Source organism: Pseudomonas sp. S8, assembly GCF_050473925.1.
GTDB classification, from domain to species: domain Bacteria; phylum Pseudomonadota; class Gammaproteobacteria; order Pseudomonadales; family Pseudomonadaceae; genus Aquipseudomonas; species Aquipseudomonas parakoreensis.
Genome location: NZ_JBFDVZ010000016.1, coordinates 4,405,006 through 4,429,947, shown reverse-complemented (window position 1 = coordinate 4,429,947; position 24,942 = coordinate 4,405,006). Strand labels below are relative to the sequence as shown.

Annotated in this window: 21 protein-coding genes; 12 read left to right on the top strand and 9 right to left on the bottom strand. The window is 60.9% G+C overall.

The window, feature by feature from the left end; all coding sequences use genetic code 11:
* Positions 1 to 447 carry an N-acetyltransferase family protein gene (locus AB1J88_RS21075; RefSeq protein ID WP_430291900.1) on the top strand — a complete coding sequence of 149 codons (447 nt, stop codon included), beginning with the start codon at positions 1 to 3 and terminating at the stop codon, positions 445 to 447.
* 12 nt (positions 448 to 459) lie between these two features.
* Positions 460 to 1,131: a GNAT family N-acetyltransferase gene (locus tag AB1J88_RS21070; protein WP_430291899.1), complete on the top strand. Its 672-nt coding sequence runs from the start codon at positions 460 to 462 to the stop codon at positions 1,129 to 1,131.
* Between the two features lie 88 nt (positions 1,132 to 1,219).
* On the opposite strand, the gene AB1J88_RS21065 is transcribed toward AB1J88_RS21070, so the two are convergent.
* Positions 1,220 to 2,119, bottom strand: coding sequence for a homocysteine S-methyltransferase family protein (locus tag AB1J88_RS21065; RefSeq protein ID WP_430291898.1), 900 nt, complete (start codon positions 2,117 to 2,119; stop codon positions 1,220 to 1,222).
* A 110-nt stretch (positions 2,120 to 2,229) separates the two neighbouring features.
* Between AB1J88_RS21065 and AB1J88_RS21060 the strand changes: the two genes are divergently transcribed.
* From AB1J88_RS21060 to AB1J88_RS21050, 3 genes are all read left to right on the top strand, one after another.
* Complete coding sequence (locus AB1J88_RS21060; RefSeq protein ID WP_430291897.1) at positions 2,230 to 3,051, top strand: ABC transporter substrate-binding protein; 822 nt, start codon at positions 2,230 to 2,232, stop codon at positions 3,049 to 3,051.
* Entirely contained in the window at positions 3,048 to 3,884 is an 837-nt protein-coding gene (locus AB1J88_RS21055; RefSeq protein ID WP_003229672.1) for an amino acid ABC transporter permease, read from the top strand. The genes AB1J88_RS21060 and AB1J88_RS21055 overlap by 4 nt, the downstream gene beginning before the upstream one ends.
* A 259-nt stretch (positions 3,885 to 4,143) precedes the next feature.
* The gene (locus tag AB1J88_RS21050) at positions 4,144 to 6,483 is read left to right on the top strand and encodes an autotransporter outer membrane beta-barrel domain-containing protein (protein WP_430291896.1); all 2,340 of its coding nucleotides are present in this window, start codon (positions 4,144 to 4,146) and stop codon (positions 6,481 to 6,483) included.
* A gap of 186 nt (positions 6,484 to 6,669) precedes the next feature.
* Here the strand turns inward: AB1J88_RS21050 and oadA are convergent, their stop codons facing one another.
* Both oadA and AB1J88_RS21040 read right to left on the bottom strand, forming a co-directional pair.
* A complete protein-coding gene (oadA, locus tag AB1J88_RS21045) occupies positions 6,670 to 8,478 on the bottom strand; it encodes a sodium-extruding oxaloacetate decarboxylase subunit alpha (RefSeq protein ID WP_007962245.1) in 1,809 nt (602 codons plus the stop codon).
* An 11-nt stretch (positions 8,479 to 8,489) separates the two neighbouring features.
* On the bottom strand, positions 8,490 to 9,905 hold the full coding sequence (locus AB1J88_RS21040) for an acetyl-CoA carboxylase biotin carboxylase subunit (protein WP_041073867.1): 1,416 nt from the start codon (positions 9,903 to 9,905) through the stop codon (positions 8,490 to 8,492).
* A 190-nt stretch (positions 9,906 to 10,095) separates the two neighbouring features.
* Between AB1J88_RS21040 and AB1J88_RS21035 the strand changes: the two genes are divergently transcribed.
* Positions 10,096 to 11,058: a LysR family transcriptional regulator gene (locus AB1J88_RS21035; protein WP_430291895.1), complete on the top strand. Its 963-nt coding sequence runs from the start codon at positions 10,096 to 10,098 to the stop codon at positions 11,056 to 11,058.
* Here AB1J88_RS21035 and AB1J88_RS21030 read toward each other — a convergent pair.
* The 3 genes from AB1J88_RS21030 to AB1J88_RS21020 form a co-directional block, all read right to left on the bottom strand.
* Positions 11,000 to 11,212, bottom strand: coding sequence for a PA3496 family putative envelope integrity protein (locus tag AB1J88_RS21030; RefSeq protein ID WP_430291894.1), 213 nt, complete (start codon positions 11,210 to 11,212; stop codon positions 11,000 to 11,002). The genes AB1J88_RS21035 and AB1J88_RS21030 overlap by 59 nt on opposite strands.
* A gap of 238 nt (positions 11,213 to 11,450) precedes the next feature.
* A complete protein-coding gene (gene hexR, locus AB1J88_RS21025) occupies positions 11,451 to 12,317 on the bottom strand; it encodes a transcriptional regulator HexR (protein ID WP_007962240.1) in 867 nt (288 codons plus the stop codon).
* 127 nt (positions 12,318 to 12,444) lie between these two features.
* A complete protein-coding gene (locus tag AB1J88_RS21020) occupies positions 12,445 to 15,351 on the bottom strand; it encodes an EAL domain-containing protein (RefSeq protein ID WP_430291893.1) in 2,907 nt (968 codons plus the stop codon).
* Positions 15,352 to 15,576: 225 nt separating this feature from the next.
* Here AB1J88_RS21020 and uvrD point away from each other — a divergent pair, with 225 nt between their 5' ends.
* From uvrD to AB1J88_RS21000, 4 genes are all read left to right on the top strand, one after another.
* Positions 15,577 to 17,760, top strand: a complete 2,184-nt coding sequence (gene uvrD, locus AB1J88_RS21015; protein WP_041073860.1) for a DNA helicase II — start codon at positions 15,577 to 15,579, stop codon at positions 17,758 to 17,760.
* Positions 17,761 to 17,874: 114 nt separating this feature from the next.
* Positions 17,875 to 18,315, top strand: coding sequence for an EamA family transporter (locus tag AB1J88_RS21010; RefSeq protein WP_027610340.1), 441 nt, complete (start codon positions 17,875 to 17,877; stop codon positions 18,313 to 18,315).
* Between the two features lie 176 nt (positions 18,316 to 18,491).
* On the top strand, positions 18,492 to 19,367 hold the full coding sequence (locus AB1J88_RS21005) for a Tim44 domain-containing protein (protein WP_430291892.1): 876 nt from the start codon (positions 18,492 to 18,494) through the stop codon (positions 19,365 to 19,367).
* Positions 19,368 to 19,504: 137 nt separating this feature from the next.
* Complete coding sequence (locus AB1J88_RS21000) at positions 19,505 to 19,912, top strand: SMI1/KNR4 family protein (RefSeq protein WP_430291891.1); 408 nt, start codon at positions 19,505 to 19,507, stop codon at positions 19,910 to 19,912.
* 21 nt (positions 19,913 to 19,933) lie between these two features.
* Here AB1J88_RS21000 and AB1J88_RS20995 read toward each other — a convergent pair whose 3' ends face one another.
* A complete protein-coding gene (locus tag AB1J88_RS20995) occupies positions 19,934 to 21,697 on the bottom strand; it encodes a cation:proton antiporter (protein WP_041073855.1) in 1,764 nt (587 codons plus the stop codon).
* A gap of 282 nt (positions 21,698 to 21,979) precedes the next feature.
* On the opposite strand from AB1J88_RS20995, the gene AB1J88_RS20990 reads away from it, so the two are divergent.
* Positions 21,980 to 22,462, top strand: coding sequence for an acyl-CoA thioesterase (locus tag AB1J88_RS20990; RefSeq protein WP_003229693.1), 483 nt, complete (start codon positions 21,980 to 21,982; stop codon positions 22,460 to 22,462).
* Between the two features lie 95 nt (positions 22,463 to 22,557).
* Here the strand turns inward: AB1J88_RS20990 and pdxY are convergent, their stop codons facing one another.
* A complete protein-coding gene (gene pdxY, locus AB1J88_RS20985) occupies positions 22,558 to 23,430 on the bottom strand; it encodes a pyridoxal kinase PdxY (RefSeq protein ID WP_145593773.1) in 873 nt (290 codons plus the stop codon).
* Between the two features lie 117 nt (positions 23,431 to 23,547).
* Here pdxY and AB1J88_RS20980 point away from each other — a divergent pair, with 117 nt between their 5' ends.
* Complete coding sequence (locus AB1J88_RS20980; RefSeq protein WP_086792506.1) at positions 23,548 to 23,961, top strand: DUF3301 domain-containing protein; 414 nt, start codon at positions 23,548 to 23,550, stop codon at positions 23,959 to 23,961.
* A 1-nt stretch (position 23,962) separates the two neighbouring features.
* On the opposite strand, the gene AB1J88_RS20975 is transcribed toward AB1J88_RS20980, so the two are convergent.
* On the bottom strand, positions 23,963 to 24,934 hold the full coding sequence (locus AB1J88_RS20975) for a CobW family GTP-binding protein (protein WP_430291890.1): 972 nt from the start codon (positions 24,932 to 24,934) through the stop codon (positions 23,963 to 23,965).
* Positions 24,935 to 24,942: the final 8 nt, after the last annotated feature.

Sequence of the window (24,942 nt, the reverse complement as noted above, 5' to 3'; positions counted from 1 at the left end):
ATGAGTCAGATCCAGATCCGCCCGGTGACTGCCGGTGATCACACTGCCTGGCTGCCGTTGTGGCAGGCCTACCTGCGCTTCTACAACACCGAGTTGCCGGACGCCGTCAGCCACAGCACCTGGCAGCGTTTCCTCGACCCGAGCGAGCCGACCCACGCCGCCCTCGCCTGGGCCGACGGTAAAGCAGTGGGCATGGTGCATTTCATCTATCACCGTTCCAATTGGAGCATCGAAAACTCCTGTTACCTGCAGGACCTGCTGGTGACGCCAGAGACCCGTGGCACTGGCGTCGGACGCCGGCTGATCGAACACGTCTACGCCACCGCCAAGGCCGACGGTTGCTGCAAGGTGCATTGGCTGACCCACGAAACCAATGCTACCGCGATCCAGCTCTACGAGCGCATCGCCGAGCGCCCGGGGTTCATCCAGTTTCGCAAAGCCATTTAAGGAGCCGCGTACATGACCACTTCACTCGCCGACTGGAAAGGCGTCCCGGCGCCCACCAGCAAACTGCTCGAAGGCCGCTTTATCCGCCTGGAAAGACTTGACCCGGCGCGCCACGGCGACGAGCTGTTTAACGCCCTTGAGGGCCCCGGCGCCGACCCGAAGCTGTGGGATTACTTGCCCTACGGGCCGTTTCCGCAGCGCAGCGTGTTCAATGACTGGCTGAACAACCATGCGGCCAGCAGCGATCCGTATTTCTTCAGCATCGTCGACCGCGCCTCGGGTCAGGTGCAGGGCATTTTGAGTCTGATGTCGATTGTCCCGGCGCAAGGCCGCATCGAGATCGGCCACGTGACCTTCGGCGCGTCGATGCAGCGCTCGCCGAAAAGCACTGAAGCGGTGTACCTGCTCGCCAAATATGCCTTCGCGCTGGGCTACCGGCGCCTGGAGTGGAAGTGCAACAACGGCAACGCGCGCTCCAAATACGCCGCCGAACGCTTGGGCTTCAGCTTCGAAGGCGTGTTCCGCCAGCACATGGTGGTCAAGGGCCAGAACCGCGATACCGCGTGGTATTCGATTCTGGATTCAGAATGGCCGGCGATTGCGGCAGGGTTCGAGCAGTGGTTGAGCGATGCCAACCAGACGCCGACCGGGCAGGTGAAAGGCTTGGTCGAGTGCCGTAGTTAAATCGTCAAAGCAAAATCGGCAGCTCCTGCAGGGTGAACATCAATCCCCTGTAGGAGCTGCCGAAGGCTGCGATCTTTTGATCTGTTGTTTACCCCAGTTTCTGCGCCAGCACCGCAATGTGTTCCGGCCCGATCCCGCAACAACCGCCCAAATGGCTGGCGCCCCGCTGCTGCCAGTCAATCGCCCAGTGCAAATAACCCGGCGGATCCAGGTCATCGCGCAACGGATCGAGACCGTCATTGGCCGTTGCCTCTTTCGGTTGCGGTGGAAACGCATTGGCATACGCGCCGATATGAATCTGCACACCCAGGCGTTCGAAGGTATCGCGCGCCGCATCAATCGCCGCACCGATCACTTCCGGCTGGCTGCAGTTGAACAGCAGCGTCTCGACGCCCAGCTCCGCCGCCACGGCCGCTGCTTCGGCCACCGGTTCGCCGGAACGCAGACGCGGTACTTCGTCGGTGTCTTCATCCTTCAAAGTAAACGACAGCCAGAACGGTTTGCCGTCCTGCGGCAGACCGGCACGAATGGAACGCGCCTCGATGATCGAGCTCTGGGTTTCCGCCAGCCACAGATCGACATGCGGCGCCAGGCCGGTCACCAGTGGCGCCAGCAATTCGTTCACCCGCGTCGCTTCGAACAGGTCCGGGCGATAGGAACCGAACAGCGGCGGCAACGAACCGGCGACTCGCACCGCTTTGCCCGACGCCTGCACCGCACGCTGTGCCAGCTCGCCCGCCAACGCCGCCAGAGCCTGGCCTTCAGCGGCAAACCGCGCCTCGCCGATATGAAACGGCACGACCGCATAACTGTTGCTGGTGATCACATTGGCGCCGCTGGCGATGTAGGCGGCGTGCACCGCTTCGACCGCTTGCGGCGCTTCGATCAGGGCCAGCGCCGACCACTCGGGCTGCCGAAACGGCGCCCCGGCGCGTTGCAACTCACGGCCCATGCCGCCATCGAGAATTACCGTGCTTGCTGTGCCCATATGCTTTTCGCTCATATGCTTATGAATATTTCTCACTACCAGAGTAGTTCTTATAACTATTTAATACGCACCATTCGGTTAATAACAACCCCTTTTTTCAGGTGTCGACTGTGAAACTTCAACCGCTACTGGCCTTGGGCCTGACGATTCTGGCCGCGTCCACTCAAGCCTTCGGCGGCGCCACACTCGATCGCGTCGAACAGAAAAAAGAGCTGGTCGGCGTGCTGATGGAAAGCTACCCGCCCTTCTCGTTTCTCAATGAGCAGAATCAACTCGACGGCTTCGACGTCGACGTCGCCAAAGCCGTCGCGGAAAAACTGGGGGTCAAGCTGCGCCTCGAAACGCCATCCTGGGACGTGATCGCTGCCGGCCGCTGGAGCGGGCGCTATGACATCTGTATCTGCTCCATGACCCCGAGCAAGGCGCGCGCCGAAGTGTTCGATTTCCCGGTCGAGTACTACGCCTCGCCGGCCGTGATCGTGGTCAACGCCAAGGACAATCGCATCCACGGCGCCAAGGACTTGAGCGGCAAGAAAGTCGGCCTGACCAGCGCCTCCAGCTACGAAAGCTATCTGAACAAGAATCTGGTCATTGAAGGCGCCGAAGACACGCGCCTGGAGTACCCGTTCGAAGATGTGCAGATCGCTCCTTACGATACCGACAACGTCGCCTTCCAGGACCTGGGCCTGGGCGCCGGTGTGCGCCTGGACGCCATCCTCACCAATCTGGTGACCGCGCAGCCGCGCCTGAATCAGGACCAGCGCTTCAAACTGGCCGGCGCGCCGCTGTACTCGGAGCCGAACTCGGTGGCCATCGAGAAGGGTGATGCCGAGTGGGACGCCAAGGTGCGCGAGGTGTTTGCGCAACTCAAGCAGGACGGCACGCTGAGCACGCTGTCGCAGAAATGGATCGGCGCCGATATCAGCCAATGACTGCCTTCCCGACACCTCCACAGCCGCCGCAACCGGTGGCTGAATCGCGCCTGCAACGGCTGTTCGGTTTCCGCACGCGCCTGTACCTGACCTGGGCGGCGATGTTCAGCCTGTTCGCCGGGTTTTTCCTGAGCTTCGATCTGAAGCTCTCGATCATCCTCGACAAGCTGCCGAATCTGCTCGGCGTGCACCTGGCGCCCAACGGCTTTCTGCAGGGCGCGGCGCTGACCCTGTTTCTTTGCGCGTGCGCCATCGTCGCTTCGTCTTTGCTGGGCTTCGTCACCGCCCTCGCGCGCCTGTCGAAAAGCGCCGTGGCGTTCGGGATCGCCAGTTTCTACACCTCGTTCTTTCGCGGCACGCCGCTGCTGATCCAGATCCTGTTGATCTACCTCGGCCTGCCGCAACTGGGCGTGGTGCCCGGCGCAGTGGTCGCCGGGATCATTGCCCTGTCACTCAACTATGGCGCGTACCTGAGCGAGATTTTCCGCGCCGGCATTCTCGGCGTGCCCTACGGCCAACGTGAAGCTTCGCTGGCGCTGGGCATGCGCGAGAGCGTGATCTTCTGGCGCATCACCCTGCCCCAGGCGATGCGCACGATCATCCCGCCGACCACCAACCAGTTCATCTCGATGCTCAAGGACTCGTCACTGATCTCGGTGATGGGCGTCTGGGAAGTGATGTTTCTGGCGCAGTCCTACGGACGCTCGAGCTACCGCTACATCGAGATGCTGACCACGGCGGCGATCATTTACTGGCTGATGTCGATCGGTCTGGAGCTGATTCAGGCGCGCATGGAACGGCATTATGGCAAGGCTTATGTGCGGCGTAGCTGAGCTGATGCGTCGACAGACATCTACCACGGGCGGATCGAGCAGTGGCAGATGACTTTCTGATCATTACCAGCGGCCAGTGACAACACAACTTGTAGGAAAGGGCAGCAGGCCGGCAGGACGTAATGCGCAAATCTGCGTTGATCCGGCCTTTTCCGCCGATCAAAACGACGTAGCCCGCAGCACCGGGCGATCCGGCTGACATCGGTGCCTGCAGCCTCCAACTTAGAGTTTGGCCTCCTTCCAAGAGAGGCTGAACTCGATGCCCGTTCAATTCCACTTTCGACCGAAACACCTGACACTGGCCATTACTCTGGCGATGGGATGTGCTGATCTGTCCATGGCTCAGGACACACCGCCCGACACTCAAGGCATCTCTCCCGCCCCCTCTGAAACGTTCAAATCAGCGATCAACGCTTTCGCCAATCATCCGGACACCGTCCAACTGAAGGTCAGCAAAGCGTATCCGGCGCAGGAAGGTGTAGCGCTGGCGCTCGATGGCCGCAACGATCTTGTCACCGTGCAATCTCGCGGCAGTTTCGCCGGTCTGGTCGACGGTGGCGGGGGCGACAATCTGCTGCAACTCGACGCGAACAAGAAAGGCGTGCTGGGTGAAACCCGTAACTTCAGCGGGCTGGAGGTCAGGCGCGGGAACTGGACCCGTAGCGGACCGGGTGATTTCAACATCGGCGTACTGGTCCATCCGAAGGCAATGCTGGTCAACGATGGGCAAATTCTGGGTACGGCAGTGACCGAGGGGATTCTGATCAACAAAGGAGCGATCAATGGCGGCGCCACTGTCGCGTCTGGCGGTGACCTGACCAACCAGGGCCTCATCGACGGCACGGTGGATGTTCATGAAAACGCCCATATAGCCGGTAATGGTGCGGTAAATCATTTGAATGTGTACGGACGCATGACCGTCGACGATGTCTACGGCGCACCCGAGGTTTCGGGAGATCTGCGCCTGGCCCATTCTGCCGTGCTGGCCTATGCCGTGGATGCATCCGGCAACAGTCAGACGGTGGTCGTAAAAGGAACCGCTCATTTGGGTGACGCCACCCTGAAACTCGTCACCGCCGGCGACTATCTGCAAAGCAGTCAGCACACTGTTCTGCAAGCGGAAACGATTGAGGGACAGTTTGGCACCGTTGAAAACGATCTGGCCTACATGACCCCGACGCTGCACTACGAAGCACAACGAGTGGGCTTGCTCTATGCCCGTAACGATGTGCCGCTCGAAAAACTTGCGACCACGCAGAGTAGTCAGGCGCTCGCCCAGAGCATTGACGAGACACCCTCCCCATCTCAGCAGCCTCAGCAACCTCAGCAACCTCAGCAACCTCAGCAACCTCAGCAACCTCAGCAACCTCAGCAACCTCAGCAACCTCAGCAACCTCAGCAACCTCAGCAACCTCAGCAACCTCAGCAACCTCAGCAACCTCAGCAACCTCAGCAACCTCAGCAACCTCAGCAACCTCAGCAACCTCAGCAACCTCAGCAACCTCAAGAGCCTGAGGCACTTCGCCAGACAAGCAAAGCCATCAGCGCGGCCACACCTCAAAATACTGCCGTCACGGCCCTGCTCGGTGCCAGCAAGCCGACGGCCAGCCTGGCCCTCGAACAACTCGCCGCCGGCAGCAACGCCAACCTCGCCAAAGCCACACTGAGCAGCGTCAATCCGCTCAGCGCCAGCATGCTTTCGGCCATGCATCAACTGGACAGCGGCAATGGCGCGCCAAGCTCTGGGAATGCACCGCGCCTGACGGCTGGTGGCGAAGGCAACGGGCGGGTCTGGCTGCAAACGCTGGGGCATGGCGGCCAGGTTGATCGTGACGCCGCCAGTGTCCTGAAGCATTCCACCCAAGGTCTGGTCATGGGGGCCGACTGGCGAATCGACGAACAATGGCATGTCGGCCTGATGGGTGCAAAAGCGCAAACCCGCTTCGATGCCCAACAGTTCGACGGTGATCTCGACAGCTGGCACCTCGGCGCCTACGCGCTGCGTCAGGATGGCCCGTTCGCCTTGCGCTTGGGCGCCTCGTACGGCAGCCATGACGGCAGCGGCAAACGTCGCGTCGCCTTCAATGGTTTCAGCGATCGGCTCAAGAGCCGCTATGACGCCAGCACCCAGCACGCCTTTGCCGAAGTCGGCTACAACCTCGGTCGTGGCGACGTCAGCATCGAGCCGTTCGCCAGCGTCGGCTATCAACGCTATCAACGTGACGGCTACACCGAGAAAGGTGGCGATGCGGCGCTCAAGGTTCAGGGTCAGACCCAGGCGAATCCGAGCAGCACCCTCGGCCTGCGCCTGACGAGCACCAACCAACTGTCCAACGGTATGCAGTTGACGCCGCGCCTGAGCGCGAGCGTGAAACACACCTACGGCGATCTGGACAACGTAACGCGCCAGCACCTGGTCAAGGGTGGTAGAAGTTTTGAAGTCACTGGCGCCGAGATGGATCGCAACAGCTTCACGCTGGATGCAGGTCTGGATCTGACCCTGTCCGCCCGTAACACTCTGGGCATTGGCCTCAGCGGCGAGGCCGGCAACGACAGCCGCAGTTACGGCGTGACAGGCCAGTGGCGAATGGCGTTCTGACACAACGCTACCCTGTAGGAGCTGCCGCAGGCTGCGATCTTTTGATCTCCAAGAGCAAAGTCAAAAGATCGTCCGATCGCGGCCCGAGCCTGCGGCAGCCCCTACAAAGAACAGCATATTGCAGGCGAAAAAAAAGGGGAGCACATGCCCCCCCGAGGTTTAAAGCGTTGGATCGCGGCGGTTATCTCAGCCTTCGATCTCGATCAGGATTTCGCCCGGGTTGACCCGGTCGCCCTTGGCCACATGAATGGCGGTGACCTTGCCGGCAATCGCTGCCTGGACTTCGGTTTCCATCTTCATCGCTTCGGTGATCAATACAGCCTGGCCAGCCTTGACGGTGTCGCCCTCCTTGACCAGCACATCGACGATGTTGCCTGGCATGGTGGTGCTGACATGGCCCGGTGCCGACGCCTGCTTGCGTTTGCTGCTGCCACCGCCGACGAATTCGTTGAGCGGTTCGAACACCACTTCTTCCGGCATGCCGTCGATGGACAGGTAGAAGTGACGCTTGCCTTCGGCCTTCACGCCGACACCAGTGATGTCGACGCGGTAGGTTTCGCCGTGGACGTCGATGACAAACTCGGTCGGCACGCCTTCGCCGCCGGCCTTCGCCACACCACCGGCCTCAGGGATCGGCAACAGCACTTCCGGAACCAGGGTGCCGGCGGCACGCTCTTCGAGGAACTTGCGCCCGATGTCCGGGAACATGGCGAAAGTCAGCACGTCTTCTTCGGACTTGGCCAGTGCGCCGATGTCGGCACGCAGCTTGGTCATTTCCGGCTTGAGCAGATCGGCCGGACGCACGTCGATCACCTCTTCGCTGCCGATGGCCTGACGACGCAACTTCTCGTTGACCACGCCCGGCGCCTTGCCGTAACCACCTTGCAGGTACAGCTTCACTTCATTGGTGATGGTCTTGTAGCGCTCGCCAGCCAGCACGTTGAAAAACGCCTGGGTACCAACGATCTGCGAGGTCGGCGTTACCAGCGGCGGGAAGCCGAGGTCTTCACGTACCCGCGGAATTTCCGCCAGCACTTCGGCCATGCGGTTCAGCGCGCCCTGCTCTTTCAACTGGTTGGCAAGGTTGGAGATCATCCCGCCCGGCACTTGGTTGACTTGCACGCGGGTGTCGACGGCGGTGAATTCGCTTTCGAACTGGTGGTACTTCTTGCGTACGGCGTAGAAGTACAGACCGATTTCCTGCAGCAGCTCCAGGTTCAGACCGGTGTCGTACTCGGTGCCTTTGAGCGCAGCAACCATCGACTCGGTGCCCGGATGACTGGTGCCCGAGGCGAAGCTGGAGATCGCGGTGTCGATGTGATCGGCGCCGTTTTCAATGGCTTTCAATTGGCACATCGCCGCCAGACCAGCCGTGTCATGCGAGTGGATGAACACTGGCAGCGACTGCTCGGCCTTCAAGGCGCGGACCAGTTCACCGGTGGCGTACGGGGTCAGCAGACCGGCCATGTCCTTGATCGCCACCGAGTCGCAACCCATGGCTTCCATCTGCTTGGCCTGCGCCACGAACGCGTCGATGGTGTGCACCGGACTGGTGGTGTAGGCGATAGTGCCTTGCGCATGTTTGCCGGCAGCTTTCACCGCTTCGATGGCCACGCGCAGGTTACGCACATCGTTCATTGCGTCGAAGATGCGGAACACGTCGATGCCATTGACCGCGGCCTTGGCGACAAAGGCTTTGACCACGTCATCGCTGTAATGGCGGTAGCCGAGCAGGTTCTGCCCGCGCAGAAGCATTTGCAGGCGGGTGTTGGGCAACGCGGCGCGCAGTTGACGCAGGCGCTCCCACGGGTCTTCTTTCAGAAAGCGTACGCAGGCGTCGAACGTCGCACCGCCCCAGCATTCCAGCGACCAATAGCCGACTTTGTCGAGTTTGTCGCAGATCGGCAGCATGTCTTCGGTGCGCATACGGGTGGCGAGCAGCGATTGGTGAGCGTCGCGCAGGATGGTGTCGGTGACAAAGATCTTCTTGCTCATTCTTATAATCCTCACAGGCCTGCGTGGGCGGCGATGGCGGCGGCGATGGCCAGAGCCAGCTCTTCGGGTTTGCGCTTGATCGAGTAGTTGGTCAGTTCAGGGTGGCTTTCAACGAAGCTGGTATTGAACTGGCCGCTACGGAATTCCGGATTGCGCAGGATTTCCTGGTAGTACGCGGCGGTGGTCTTCACGCCTTGCAGGCGCATGTCGTCCAGCGCGCGCAGGCCACGGTCCATCGCCTCTTCCCAGGTCAGCGCCCAGACCACCAGTTTCAGGCACATCGAGTCGTAGAACGGCGGAATGGTGTAACCGGTATAGATCGCCGTGTCGGTGCGTACGCCCGGGCCGCCGGGGGCGTAGTAGCGGGTGATCTTGCCGAAGCTCGGCAGGAAGTTGTTTTTCGGGTCTTCGGCGTTGATGCGAAACTGCAACGCAAAACCACGGTGCTGGATGTCTTCCTGTTTCACCGACAGCGGCAGGCCGGAGGCGATGCGGATCTGTTCGCGGACGATGTCGATCCCGGTGATTTCTTCGGTGATGGTGTGCTCCACCTGCACCCGGGTGTTCATCTCCATGAAGTACACCTCGCCCTCGGCGAGCAGAAACTCCACGGTGCCGGCGTTCTCGTAACCCACAGCCTTGGCCGCACGCACTGACAGGTCGCCGATGTAGGCGCGCTGTTCCGGGGTCAGTTGCGGGCTCGGGGCGATCTCGATCAGCTTCTGGTTGCGGCGCTGGATCGAGCAGTCACGCTCGAACAAGTGCACGACATTGCCGAAGCTGTCGCCGAGGATCTGCGCTTCAATGTGTTTCGGGTTGACGATGCATTTTTCCAGGAACACTTCCGCCGAACCGAAAGCCTTGGTCGCTTCGGAAATCACCCGAGGGAAATTCTGTTCGAGTTCTTCGCGGCTGTTGCAGCGACGGATGCCGCGCCCGCCACCACCAGAGGTAGCCTTGAGCATCACCGGATAACCGATGCGGTCGCCTTCGGCCAAGGCTTCTTCGATACCGGAGACGTTGCCTTCGGTGCCTGGGGTGACGGGGACGCCGGCCTTGATCATGCTGCGCCGGGCTTCGGTCTTGTCGCCCATGCGGCGAATGACTTCCGCCGACGGGCCAATGAACTTGATTCCGCGTTCGGCGCAAATGTCTGCCAGCTCAGCATTTTCCGAAAGGAAGCCGTAACCGGGATGCAATGCATCGCAACCGGTTTCCACCGCCAGATTCACCAGCTTGCGCGGGTTCAGATAACCGGCCAGAGGCTCGGCACCAATGCTGTGGGCTTCGTCCGCGCGCTTCACATGCAGGGCATGGCGGTCGGCGTCGGAAAAAATCGCAACCGAGCGAATGCCCATTTCGGCGCAGGCTCGCACGATTCGTACGGCAATCTCACCACGGTTGGCGATCAGGATCTTTGTTATCACTTGGAGGTTCCCTTGAGCCGGTGGCACCACGACCTGCTAGACCCAGGTCGACGCGTGACTAAATGTTTCAATTTAGTCGCAGCCCCACACTAGCGCTCGCAAGGGATTAACAAAAATGAATAAAAATTGGGTCATGCATAAGCAAAGACTTATAGTTAAACCATCAGCCTGTAGCCAGAGCCTATAAGAAATGCGTAAGTCCTTGATGCGTATGACATTACGCCAATTGCAGATCTTCAACGAAGTGTGTGATTTACGTTCCTACAGCCGCGCTGCCGATGAAATGTCTCTCACACAACCGGCCGTCAGCCTACAGATTCGTCAGTTGGAAGAGTTGATCGGGCAGCCGTTATTCGATTATGTCGGCAAAAAACTCTACATGACCGAGGCCGCCGAAGCCCTGCAGCGCGCCAGCCGGGATATTTTCGGCCGCCTGGAAAACCTCGACATGCAGCTGTCGGACATGCAGGGCTCGCTGCAAGGCCAGTTGAAGCTGGCAGTGGAATCCAGTGCCAAATACTTCGTGCCGCACCTGTTCGCCGCGTTCAAGCGCCAGCACCCGGAAGTGAACCTGCAGCTGACTGTGGTCAACCGCGGCCAGGTGATTCGCCGCCTCTCGGACAACCGCGATGATCTGGTGATCATGTCGATGGTGCCGCAGGACATGGGGCTGGAGTTTCTGCCGTTTCTGAACAACCCGATTGTCGTCGTGGCGCGCCCGGACCATCCGCTGGCGCACATGGGGCCGCTGCGCCTGCAGGATCTTGAGCCTTACACGCTGCTGATCCGCGAACCGGGTTCAGGTACGCGATTGGCCTGTGAAGAGTATTTCAAAGAGAAACGCGTGCACTTCACCCAGACTCAGGAAGTGGCCTCGGCCGAAGCTCAACGTGAATGCGTCGTGGCGGGTCTGGGTCTGGCGCTGTTGACCCGCCATGCCCTGAACCTGGAACTGGCGACCGGCGGCCTGGTGGAGCTGCCGGTCGAAGAGTTGCCGCTGTTTCGCAGCTGGTGTCTGGTGCAAGCCAAGGCCAAACGGCTGTCACCGGTGGCGCATGCCTTCCTGGCGTTTATCCGCAGCGAGCGGGTGCAGATCAGCGCGCTGGTTGAGCGATTCGACGGGAAACTGCCGGTGCGGCCTGCCAGTAGTTGAGTTCGATGTCCTCGGGAAAATCGCTGATTTCGCTCTGAAGCTGACGGAGTTCGAAGCGATCTTCGATGGCGCGACGGAATTCCATGCGGCGCTGGTCTTCCTGCTGACGACGGGTTTTCGCGGCGCTGTTGCGTTCTTCGTAGGGCTGAGCCATTTCGAGTCTCCCAAGGCGAGTACGGGAGTTTCACGATAGGCGTGGGGGATGACGGTTTGGCTGCGCGGGGATGACAGTGCGATGAAAATTTCTTATAACCGTGTTTTTTTCGAGGACGCCATCGCGGGCAAGCCCGCTCCCACAGGTTTTTGTGTGGAGCACACAATTCGTGAACACCATCAATCCCTGTGGGAGCGGGCTTGCCCGCGATTAAGGTCGGAACGACCTTACGATGACTTTAGTCATCGAGGGCTTTCACGGCTTTGGGCGACAACCGCAAGCTACGCAAACTGCGTTTCACACTCTTGAGATGGTTAACCAGACTCGGCCCACGCGCCATCGCCACGCCCATCGCCAGCACGTCGATCACCACCAGATGCGCAATGCGCGAGGTCAGCGGTGTGTAGATCTCGGTGTCTTCGTGTACATCGATTGCCAGGTTGACCGTCGACAGCTCGGCCAACGGTGTCTGACTCGGGCACAAAGTGATCAGCGAGGCGCCGCTCTCGCGCACCAGGTTGGCAGTGATCAGCAGATCCTTGGAACGCCCGGACTGGGAAATGCAGATCGCCACGTCGGTCGGCTTCAAGGTCACCGCCGACATCGCCTGCATGTGCGGGTCGGAATACGCCGCAGCGGTCAGCAGCAGACGGAAGAACTTGTGCTGCGCATCCGCCGCCACCGCGCCCGACGCACCAAAGCCGTAGAACTCGACGCGCTGCGCCTGGGACATCAGCGTCACGGCACGCTGCAATTCCACCGGATCGAGCTTCTCGCGAACCTCCATCAGCGTATGCAATGTGGTGTCGAAAATTTTCAGGCTGTAGTCGGCGACCGAGTCGTCTTCATGGATCGCGAACTGGCCGAAGCTGGCACCGGCGGCCAGGCTCTGCGCCAGTTTGAGCTTGAGATCCTGAAACCCGGAGCAGCCAATGGCCCGGCAGAAGCGCACGATGGTCGGCTCGCTGATGCCGACGCTGTGGGCCAGGTCGGCCATGGAACTGTGCATCACCGCCGCAGGGTCAAGCAGCACGTGGTCGGCGACCTTGAGCTCCGACTTGCGTAACAGGTGACGTGACTGGGCGATGTGTTGCAGCAGATTCAAGGGGCTGGACTCTTCTTATGGGCAAGGATGTAGCACGCTTGTAGTTATACTACATGAATTGGCTTTTTGCCTGCTCAATGCGTAACTCCATGTCCCCATATCAGGCGCGATGGAGTGCATGTAGCCCTTAAAGCGGTTTTTCCTGTTCGCGCAACAGCCCGGCCAGACGGTCGGCCTCCACCGGACGACTGATCAGATAACCCTGCACTTCGTCGCAGCGCTCGACGCATAGAAACTCCAGCTGCTCTTGCCGCTCGACACCTTCGGCCACCACTTTTAACGACAGCCCATGCGCCATGGCAATGATTGCCCGAGTGATCGCCGCATCCTCGCTGCCCTGCCCCAGTCCGCGAATGAACGCCTGATCGATCTTCACGTAATCCACCGGAATCCGTTTGAGGTAACTCAGTGACGAGTAGCCGGTGCCGAAATCGTCGATTGCCAGCTTCACCCCCAGATCGCGCAGTTGCTGGAAGGTCGCGATGATGTGTTCGACGCTGTCGAGCAACTGGCTTTCGGTAAGTTCCAGTTCGAGGTAGTGCGGCGCCAGCCCGGTTTCCTCCAGCACCTGGCGCACCAGACTGACCAGTTTGCCCTGCCGCAGTTGATGCACCGACAGGTTCACCGATACCCGAATCGGCGCCAGCCCCTGACGCTGCCATTCGCACGCCTGCCAGCAGGCCTGGCGCAGCACGAATTCGCCGATCGGGCCGATCAGTCCGGTTTCCTCGGCCAGACCGATGAAGTCCCCCGGCGGCACCCGGCCCATGGTCGGATGATCCCAGCGCACCAGCGCTTCCGCCGCATTCAGGCGCCCGGTTTGCAGGCACAGCTTCGGCTGGTAGAACACCTTGAGTTGCTTGTCTTCGATGGCTTTGCGCAACTGGTTCTCCAGTTGCAGACGTTCAAGGGTGCTGGCCTGCAAGCTGTCGGTATAGAACTGAAAATTGTTGCCGCCCAGGTGCTTGGCGTGTTGCATGGCCATGTTCGACTGACTGACCAGCGCGGAAATCTCTCGGGCGTTGTCCGGCAGCATGCTGATGCCCATCGAGGCACTGACCACCAGTTCATGCCCTTCGACCGTCAACGGCAGGCGCAGCTTGCTCGACAGCCGCGTGGCGACCCGTGCCAGGCTCGACAGGTTGCCGTAAGCATCGAACAGCACGGCAAACTCGTCACCGGACAGTCGCGCGATGGTGTCAGCCTCCGGCAATGCATTGACCAGGCGTCGGGCCATTTTCTGCAGCAGTTGGTCCGCGACCTCGTGACCGAGGCTGTCGTTTAGCAGCTTAAAGCGATCGAGATTGATGTGCAGCAGCGCCAGACTGCGCCGGCCGCCCTGACGCACGCGCTGATGGGCTTCGTGCAGGCGCTCGCGGAACAGTGAGCGGTTGGCCAGCCCGGTGAGTTCATCGTAGTGCGTCAGGTAGCGCATGCGCTCTTCGGATTCACGCCGCGCGGAAAGATCGGCGAAGAAGCCGACGATATGACTGACGTTTCCCCGACTGTCGCGCACCGCGTTGAGTTGCAGCCACTGCGGATACAGCTCGCCGTTCTTGCGGGTTTCCACCAGTTCGCCCTGCCAGCTGCCGTGCTGCTCCAGTGCGTGGCGGATCGAAACGTAATGTCGCCTCGCATCACGACTGCACGGCAGCTCGACGACATTGCGCCCGAGCATGTCTTCGATGTCATAACCGGTGACCCGGCTGAACGCCTGATTGATCGCGATCAGCGCGTAGTTCGGGTCGAGAATGACGATGCCTTCGCTGGCCGCTTCGAACACCGTGGCCGCCAGTCGCTGCTGTTCTTCAAGGCTTTTGCTCGCGCTGATGTCGCGCCGGGTACCGACCATGCGGATCACCCGGCCACTGTCACTGCGCTCCACAGCGCGGCCGCGGTCTTCGATCCATACCCAATGGCCGTCACCGTGCCGTACGCGGTATTCGATCTGATAGTCCTCGGAGCGCCCCTTCAGGTGCTCGATCAGCGCCTGCTTGAGTCCGGGCACATCCTCGGGGTGCAGGCGTGGCTTGAGGTCGCGCAGGATCGCCGTGACATATTCAGGCGCGAGGCCGAACAGCTCCTGAATCTGCGTGTGATGGACTTCGTCGGTTTGCAGGTTCCAGTCCCACAGCCCCAGTTCACTGGCCTTCAACGCCAGGGCCAGGCGGGCTTCGCTTTTGCTCAGCGCCTGGTTGGCCACGTCCAGTTGGCGGCTGCGCTGTGCCACCCGGTCTTCCAGCTCGACCTGCGCCTCACGCAATTGGCCCTCGGCGCAGCGCCGCTGTTCGATCTCTTTGGCCAGCGCCTGATTGAGCTGCTCGCTGCGGTTCTGCGCCTGCTGCAGGTGCTCGATCAGGTGCTGGTTCTGAAAACGCCGCAGCAAGCCGCGGTCGATCAGCCGATTGACCTGCCAGGCGACCACGCTCAGCGAACCGAGCAGAATCAGCCCGAGCCAGCCCCAACCGCGCGCCTGCTCATCACCGCCCCAGAACAGGTAGCCGATCGCCGGCAGCAGGCACGGCAAGGTAAAGGACAGAAACGCCGGCAGGCTGACGGCGTAGGCAACGCTGGCCGATAACGTCGCGGCACCGATCAGGCCGAACACCCAGGCTTGCTGCATGAAGTTGTCGGCAGGCACCAGGGCGATGCCGGCACCGGCCAGGGTCAGACCGGTCATGGTCGAGCCGAGCAGGAACATGCGAAACCAGATCGGCTGGGCCTGGCGATCCGGGATCGCCGAATCGAACGCCGCGACCTGAATCACCCGCAGTGCCACCAGCGACAACAACCAGACCAGCCAGATGCTGACCACGAAATAGCGCTGCGGGCTCCAGAGCAAAGCGGCGCAGACCAGACCATTGAGCAACATGAACATCGTCGGCAGCAGCGAGCCCTGATACAGCAGGCGCGTGCGTTCGACCGCCATTTCGACGGCGTAATGCTTGCGGATGACCCGGGGTTCCACAGAGGGGCCCGACAGGTCTGAGCTGAGGGTCTTGTGCAATGTTGTTGTTCTTATAAGAGTGAGCATTGGGCCCGAAACGTGGACGGAGCATACACAAGCAGACCCCGTTGCCAAACTGCTCCAGATCATAATTTGCCGGAAACTTTTCCCGTCCGATCACCGGCAAAACCCGCAAAGCGAGGCGGGCCGAAGCCTGTAGCCAGTGACCGACCGGTCGTCATCGACGGCGCTTTCATCGGCTAATGCAAAGCTCGGTTTGCCCGGGCCTGCGGCGCACCCTAGAATGCCCCGATGCGCGATGATCTCTCCCTTCTGCTGAACTCCCTCAACGATGCCCAACGCCAGGCCGTAGCAGCCCCCGTTGGCCGTCAGTTGGTCCTGGCCGGTGCCGGTTCCGGTAAAACCCGAGTGCTGGTGCACCGTATCGCCTGGTTGATCCAGGTCGAAAACGCCTCGCCCCACTCCATTCTGTCGGTGACCTTCACCAACAAGGCCGCTGCCGAGATGCGTCATCGTATCGAGCAGTTGCTGGGTATCAACCCGGCCGGCATGTGGGTCGGCACCTTCCACGGCCTGGCGCACCGCCTGTTGCGGGCGCACTGGCAGGAAGCCGGGTTGAGCCAGACTTTCCAGATTCTTGACAGCGACGACCAGCAGCGACTGGTCAAGCGGGTGATCCGCGAGCTGGGGCTGGACGAGCAACGCTGGCCGGCGCGTCAGGCCCAGTGGTTCATCAACGGGCAGAAAGACGAAGGTCTGCGCCCACAGCACATTCAGGCCAGCGGCGACTTGTACCTGGCGACCATGCGCGGCATCTATGAAGCCTACGAGGCGGCCTGCCAGCGCGCCGGGGTCATCGATTTTTCCGAACTGCTGCTGCGCGCCCTCGACCTGTGGCGCGATCACCCGGGTCTGCTGGCGCACTATCAAAAGCGCTTTCGCCACATCCTCGTCGACGAGTTCCAGGACACCAACGCCGTGCAGTACGCCTGGTTGCGCCTGCTCGGCAAGGGCGGTGACAGCCTGATGGTGGTCGGCGACGACGATCAGTCGATCTACGGCTGGCGCGGGGCGAAAATCGAGAACATTCATCAGTACTCGTCCGACTTCCCGGATTCGGTGACCATCCGCCTGGAGCAGAACTACCGCTCCACCGCCGGCATCCTCAAAGCGGCCAACGCCTTGATCGCCAACAACACCGGACGCCTCGGCAAAGAGCTATGGACCGACGGTGGCGATGGCGAAGCGATCAACCTGTACGCCGCGTTCAACGAACACGACGAAGCACGCTACGTTGTCGAAACCATCGAAAGCGCGCTGAAAACCGGCCTGGCTCGCAGCGATATCGCGATTCTCTACCGCTCCAACGCCCAATCGCGCGTTTTGGAAGAAGCCTTGCTGCGCGAGCGCATTCCGTACCGCATCTATGGCGGCCAGCGCTTCTTCGAGCGCGCGGAAATCAAGAACGCCATGGCCTACCTGCGTTTGCTGGAAGGTCGCGGCAACGATGCGGCACTGGAGCGGGTCATCAACGTCCCGGCCCGCGGCATTGGCGAAAAAACCGTCGAGGCGATCCGCGACCATGCCCGTCACAGCGATGTGTCGATGTGGGAAGCGATGCGGCAACTGGTCGCCAATAAAGGCCTGACCGGTCGTGCTGCCGGCGCCTTGGGGGCGTTTATCGAGCTGATCGAGAACCTTGCCGCCAAGTGCATGGAGATGCCGTTGCATTTGATGACCCAGACCGTCATCGAGCAATCGGGGCTGATCGCCTATCACGAAGCGGAAAAAGGCGAGAAAGGCCAGGCCCGGGTGGAAAACCTTGAGGAACTGGTCAGCGCCGCGCGCAACTTCGAAAACACCGAAGAAGACGAAGAGCTGACGCCACTGGCGGCATTCCTCGGCCACGCGTCGCTGGAAGCCGGCGACACTCAGGCCGACGAGCATGAAGACAGCATTCAACTGATGACCCTGCACAGCGCCAAAGGCCTGGAATTCCCTTACGTGTTCCTGGTGGGCATGGAAGAAGGCCTGTTCCCGCACAAGATGAGCCTGGAAGAACCGGGGCGCCTTGAAGAGGAACGCCGTCTGGCCTACGTCGGCATCACCCGCGCCATGCAGAATCTGGTGATGACCTATGCTGAAACCCGACGCCTGTACGGCAGCGAGACCTACAACAAGGTTTCGCGTTTCGTCCGCGAGGTGCCGAAGGGTCTGATCCAGGAAGTGCGTCTGTCGAACAGCGTCAGCCGACCGTTTGGCGGCAACCAGTCGATGAGCGGCAGCAACCTGTTCAGCGGCAGCGAGATTCCGGAAACCGGCTTCAGCCTGGGTCAGGCAGTACGCCATTCAATCTTCGGCGACGGCGTGATCCTCAACTTCGAAGGTTCCGGCGCGCAGGCACGGGTGCAGGTGAATTTCAGCGAAGGCAGCAAGTGGCTGATGCTGGGGTACGCCAAGCTGGAAGCGATCTAAAAGTACAAAAGATCGCAGCCAGCGGCAGCTCCTGCACAAGCACGCTCCCCCTGCAGGAGCTGCCGCAAGCTGCGATCTTTTTGATTTACAACCCATTCGGGAAAGGACAGTGCAATGGGCTCAGGCTTCTTCTCTTCCTGGACATTCTGGGCCTTGCTCTCGGCGACGTTCGCCGCGCTGACGGCGATCTTTGCCAAGATCGGCATCGAAAACGTCAATTCCGACTTCGCCACTCTGCTGCGTACTATCGTGGTACTGGTCAGTCTGGCCTTGATTTTGTACGCGACGGGCCAATATCAGTCATTGGGATCAATTTCCGCCAAGAGCTACCTGTTCCTGCTGTTGTCCGGCCTGGGTACCGGCGCGTCGTGGCTGTGCTACTTCCGCGCGCTGAAAGTCGGCCCGGCTTCGCTGGTCGCGCCAGTGGACAAGCTCAGCGTGGTACTGGTGGCGGTGCTCGGCGTGATCCTGCTGGGCGAGAAACTCGACCTGCGCCAATGGGGCGGTATCGGCTTGATCACCGCGGGTGTGGTGATGTTGGCGTTGCGTCGATAAGCAAGTTTCCCGCTGAACCTATCCCATTTTCCTACAGACAAAAGTACATGGCCTGATTGCCTCGACCGAGCTGAACGTAACCTGTCAGGCAAAAGCCCGAAACACTCTCTCGCTAGCCAGTAACACTTCAGCTGTGCAACATGGCGCGCGTGTCTCCACAAACGGGAATTCCCTTTATGAAACGTTTTCTTAGCATCGCCATGGCGTTGTGCATCGGCCTGACGATGAGCCTCGACGCCAACGCCAAGCGCTTTGGTGGTGGCAAAAGTGCCGGCGCTGCGCCGACGCACCAGACCAGCCAGATGGCTCCTTCTTCCCCAGGCATGGGCGGCGCAGCAGCGACCGCTGGTGCAGCCGGCGCTGCCGGTGCCGCGGCCAAGGCTGGCGGCGCTTCGAAATGGCTCGGCCCTCTGGCCGGTATCGCCGCCGGTGGCCTGCTCGCGTCCATGTTCATGGGCGGCGGCTTCCAGGGCATGCAGATCTTCGACATCCTGATCATGGCCGTGATCGCGTTCGTGATCTTCCGCTTCATCGCCGCTCGTCGACGCAAGCAGCAGGAGCACCTGGCTCCGGCCGGCGCGCCGATGCAGCGTGAAGTATTCGAACAGAAGCCTGCTGCCATGGGTTCGATCTTCGGTGGTTCGGCTGCTCCGGCTGCCGCTCGTCCGGTGATCAACGCGCCAGCCTGGTTCAACGAACAGCGCTTCCTTGAAGCCGCGCGCAGCCACTTCCAGTCGCTGCAGCAGCACTGGGACGCCAACGAAATGGACAAGATCGCCGAGTTCGTGACCCCGCAGATGCTCGAGTTCCTCAAGCGTGAGCGTGCGGATCTGAGCGACGGCTTCCAGTCGACCTACATCGACAACCTGCAAGTGCAGTTGGACGGCGTGGATGATCGCGCCGACAAGACGATCGCCACCCTGACCTTCAGCGGCGTGTCGAAGACCTCGCGTTTCGACCAGGGCGAAGTGTTCAGCGAGAGCTGGAACATGGAACGTCCACAGGGCGAGAACCAGCCTTGGCTGGTGGCCGGTATCCGCCAGAACGGCTGATCCCCATCGCGTTACGCATGTGGTAATAAAAACCCCGGCTCAGGCCGGGGTTTTCTATTTCGCGGTTGCATCTATAGCGAGCTACTGTATAAACCGGCCCATATAAACCGCGCCATTCAAGCAAGAGGATCCCGGACGTGGAAGAAATCATCGAACAACTGCGCGAAGCCAACGAACCCGTACCGGTTCCCCTGGATTTGCCCGACGAAGACCAGTTGGTGGAGATCGAAGAAGAACTCTTCATCAACATCCCGTTCGTCTTCAAAGAGTTTCTGCTGACCGTCAGCGACGTGGTGTACGGCAGCCTCGAGCCGGTGACCGTCACCGACCCGCAATCGCACACTTACCTGCCGGATGTCGCGGCCAACGCCTGGGACGCTGGCGTACCGCGCGACCTGATCCCGATCTGCCAAGACGGCGACAACTACTACTGCGTCGAAGAAGACGGCACCGTGGTGCTATGGTCCGGCGAAGAAGAGCTGATCACCGAAGAGTCCTGGGAATCGGTGTGGCACTGGGCGCGGGACGTCTGGCTGGAAAGCTGATTCACCAGCCGCCCCGGGCAATCAGTGCCCCGACGATTCCTTGTGGTTGTCGAGGGTTTCCAGCAAAGCCACCTGCATCCGCGTGTGCACGCGGATGAACCAGCGCCAAAGCAGTGCCGCCACGGCGGCCGCCACCACGGCGACCAGCACCAACAGCTTGTTGGTCGGCAGGATACTGGCCGACAAGGCTGCCAGCAGCAGGAAGATCACCAGCAGCGAGAGGATCGGGATCACTTCGGAGATCACCCGCCGCACTCGCTGCGTGTGCCGCCCAGCCATCTCCGGCTTCACGCCCATCTCCGCCAGCAGCATCGACAGCGCCTTGAGCTTGCGATACGCCGCGATCAGAAACGGCAGCGACAGCAGCAGCGCCCCGCCCCAGATCAACGCCTTCTGCCAGCTCGGATCAGCGACCCAGTCCTGCATCCACTCCGACAGCCGTCCGGCAAAGAACGCACCGCTGAAGAAGATCGCGATCACCAGCGCCAGGTTGACCCCGACCTGCAACAGAATCCGCCGGATCATCGCCGCCAGCATCGCGCCCTCGCCTTGCGGCTGAATGCTGCGCAGCCACTCGCCGTACATGCCGAATACTCGGCCCAGGCGCTTGGGTACCGCCGCAGAGAGTTTGATCGACAGCGGATCGGCCGCGCGGATCAGGTACGGCGTCAGCAGCGTGGTGATCACCGACACCGCCACCGCGACGGGATAAAGAAAGTTGCTGGTGACCTGCAGCGTCATCCCGAGCGCGGCGATGATGAAGGAAAATTCGCCAATCTGTGACAGCCCCATCCCCACACGCAGTGAGGTGCGTCCGTCATTGCCGGCGATAAACGCCCCGAGGCCGCAGGACAACATCTTGCCAAGCACCACCGCCACGGTGATTACCGCGATCGGCCAGGCGTATTGCAGCAGGATCATCGGATCGAGCATCAGGCCGATGGCGACGAAGAAGATTGCACTGAACAGGTCGCGAACCGGTTCGATCAGGCGCTCGATTTTCAGCAACTGCCGCGACTCGGCCATGATCGCGCCGATCAGAAAGGCGCCGAGCACCATGCTGTATTCGAGCTTGACCACCAGCAGACAAAAACCGAAACACAGGCCGAGCACGGTGATCAGCAGCATCTCGTTGCTTTCGAATTTGGCGACGTACGCCAGCAGGCGCGGCACCAGCAGAATGCCGATCACCAACGCGACGATCATGAACAGCGACAGCTTGCCGACCGTGGAAAACACTTCGCCCGAACTGACCGTGCCGCTGACTGCGATGCTCGACAGCAAGGCGATGATGCCGATGCCGAGGATGTCCTCGACGATCAACACGCCGAAGATCAACTGGGCGAAGCGCTCGTTCTTCATCTTCAAGTCGTTGAGCGCCTTGACGATGATGGTAGTCGAGGAGATGGCGAGGATTGCGCCGAGGAACAGCGAGTCCATGGTGTTCCAGTCGAACCAGCGGCCGATTTCATAGCCGATCCAGATCATCAGGACAATTTCGAGGAACGCCGCGATAAACGCCGTGGCCCCGACCTTGAACAACTTGCGCAGGCTGAACTCCAGCCCGAGGCAGAACATCAGGAAAATCACCCCCAGTTCGGCGAGGGTCTTGATGGTTTCTTCGTCGTGAATCAGACCGAATGGCGGGGTGTGCGGGCCGATGATGAAACCGGCGACGATGTAGCCGAGCACCACCGGCTGCTTGAAACGGTGAAACAACACGGTGACCACACCTGCGACCAACATGATCACTGCCAGGTCCTGAATAAAGCTGATGGCATGCATGGTGTGGGCTCCTTGTATGACGTGACCCGCCGTCAGACTTCAAAAAGCTCTGAGCGAGTTGGGTAAAAATCCGCTTTTCATGTAGGAATTGCCCTTGGGCAGGGCCTTTTGCAGGTTAACACCGCGACTTCCGGCTGGAAGGCGGTGCAATATAAGGAAACAGATCGGTCGCGGCGTGACGGCAGCCAGCCGTCTGGCGTCCCGATAACGGTGCTTTTGAAAAAGCCACCAGGCACCCGCAGAGGTGCGTCCAGCCATCCAGCCTTGATCCGTGAGAACGTTATGGAACCCGGAAACGCCCAACTGTCGATGACGGTATTGATGACCCCCGACATGGCCAACTTCTCTGGCAATGTCCACGGCGGTACCCTGCTCAAATACCTCGACGAAGTGGCCTACGCCTGCGCGAGCCGCTATGCCGGCCGCTACGTGGTGACGCTGTCGGTGGATCAGGTGATTTTCCGCGAGCCGATCCATGTCGGCGAACTGGTGACCTTCCTCGCGTCGGTCAACTACACCGGCAACACCTCGATGGAAGTCGGCATCAAAGTGGTGACCGAGAACATCCGCGAGCGCTCGGTGCGCCACACCAACAGCTGCTTCTTCACCATGGTTGCGGTGGATGACCAGCGCAAACCGGCCGCCGTGCCGCCGCTGCAGCCGCAAAACAGTGAAGACAAGCGTCGTTATATGCAGGCGCAGCAGCGTCGGCAAATTCGCCAGGAGCTGGAGAAGCGTTATCAGGAGATCAAGGGCGACGCTTAAAGCAAAAGATCGCAGCCTTCGGCAGCTCCTACAGGGTGAACATTAATCCTCTGTAGGAGCTGCCGAAGGCTGCGATCTTTTGAACGATAACGCGATTACAGACTGATCGCCGTCGCCTCGAACTTCACCCGCGGATGCGCGATCCGGTCCTGCGCCCGCACCAGTTGCAGCTCATAACTGGCACACGCCTGGGTCTCCAGCAGCACTTCATGCACCGCCGCTGCGGTGAACTCGAACGCCGCCACCAGGCTGTCGCCCAACAGCACCCGCGCGAGGAACAGCCCGGACGTCAGATCGCCCACGCCCACCGGCTGACGCGGAAACGCCAGCAGCGGACGGCGCAAGTGCCAGCTTTCATCAGCGGTCACCAACAACATCTCGAAACCATCCGCCGGTTTGCCCGGATAATCCAGATGCTTGACCAGCACCGCTTTCGGCCCGCGCGCCAGCAGCGCCCGAGCCATCGCCAGGCAGTCGAACAGCGACTGCGGCTTGCGCCCGGAGAAACTGTCCAGCTCCAGTTGGTTCGGACACATGATGTCCGCCACCGCCGCGGCTTCTTCCAGCAGAAAGTCGCTGACTTCGGCCGGCACACTGCAGCCTTTCTCCGGATGACCCATCACCGGGTCGCACAGGTACAACGCCTTCGGATTGACCGATTTGATGCGCTCGACGCCACTGAGAATCGCCCGGCCCTGCGCCGCGCTGCCCAGATAGCCGGAGAGCACAGCGTCGCAGTTGCCCAGTTCGCCAATGGCGGCAATGCCGTCGACCAGTTCGGGGATCTGCTGCGGCGCGAGCACTTCACCGGCCCATTGGCCGTACTGGGTATGGTTGGAGAACTGCACCGTGTTGAGCGGCCAGACATTCACCCCGACCCGCTGCATCGGAAAAACCGCAGCGCTGTTGCCGGCGTGGCCGAAGACCACATGGGACTGAATGGCGAGCAGATGAGGCGTACGTTTCATTCGGGTTATTCCGTAAAACGATTGAAATTCAAGCCGCGCAGTATGCGACGAAACACAGCCTGTACGACAGACCGGCGACGCAGTTAAGCTGGACCAATCTTTTGGAGTTTCCTGTTGATGCTGACCCTTGAAAACATCTTCGTGCTGATGCTGTTCGCCGCTGCCGGCGCATGGCTTTGGCACAACCACGGCTTGCGCGAGCGGGCGCTGGAGCGGGTCAAGCAGCATTGCATCAACGTCGGCGTTGAACTGCTGGACGGTAACGTCGCGTTGAAAAAAATCGGCTTGATCAAGGATGCCAGCGGCCGGCGGCGTCTGGCCCGGGTCTACAACTTCGAGTTCACCGTGACCGGCGAAACCCGGCACAACGGCATCATCACCCAGTTTGGCGCGCACAGCGCTCAGATTGAACTGGCGCCCTACCCGGCGCCGTTCGACGACACGCCACCAGTGGTCGAAGTTACCCGCCCACGGGCCGAAGTGATCGAACTGAGCCAGTGGCGTCAGGAACACAATAAGTGGAAGCCGTAAGCTAGTCCGCTTGAACTCGACATTGCGTCAGGCCTGCCTGCAAAGCATCGATACTTTGCGCATCGGCAAAGATCAGCTCTATACGCGAATCCCGTCGCCACTCGCTGGGCTGCCAATCCAGTTCAGCGTTATCCACGGCATTGGCCGACACCCAGCCCTCGACGCTATGGATAACCAGTTTCGCCCGCCGCCAGTTCAGGCTCTGCAGCCATTGGTTCAGACGTTGCGTATCGAACCTCTGTCCCGGGTGCCAACGCCAGCCGATGCTCCAACCGCCCTCTTGTGCCTGACTCAGGCAGATCGGCGATGCCGGGTCGCTCCAGAGCGCCGGAATCGGTCCCGCCCCCTGCGGCACAACAAGGTTATCCACACCCGCCAGTGCTTGCGCCGTCCCCCCCGGCAACTCGCGTAAAGCCAGTTGCGCCTGCTGCGTCCAGATCAATTTGACCGCCGGCAAACGCTCGGCGATGGTCTGCCGCACAGCCTCATCCAGACCTTCTGCCTTGTTCAGCAACAGCAGACCGGCGCTGCCCAAAGCGTCCTGCTGAGCGGGTGGCAACGCTTTCCCGGCGGCCAGTGCCTGGGCATCCAGCACTGACACACATGGCTGCAGCGCCAGTACACCCAACCACGGCGCCTCGCCTAACTGCTTGAGCAATTGCGCCGGATGGCCCAGTCCGGACGGCTCGATGAACAGCCGATCCGGTCTGGCCTTGCGCAACAAACGGCCGAGGCCGATCTGAAACGGCGCGCCGTTGACGCAACACAAACAGCCCCCGGCAACTTCGCCCAGTGCGATACCATCGCCATCGCGGGTCAGCAGCGCCGCGTCGAGGCCGATCTGACCGAACTCGTTGATCAGCACCGCCCAGCGCTCGCCTTCCGGCCGTTGGGCCATGAGCTGGCGAATCAGACTGGTCTTGCCAGCGCCCAAAGGGCCGGCGATGACATGGGTAGGAATGTTCTGCAACATGACTGGGC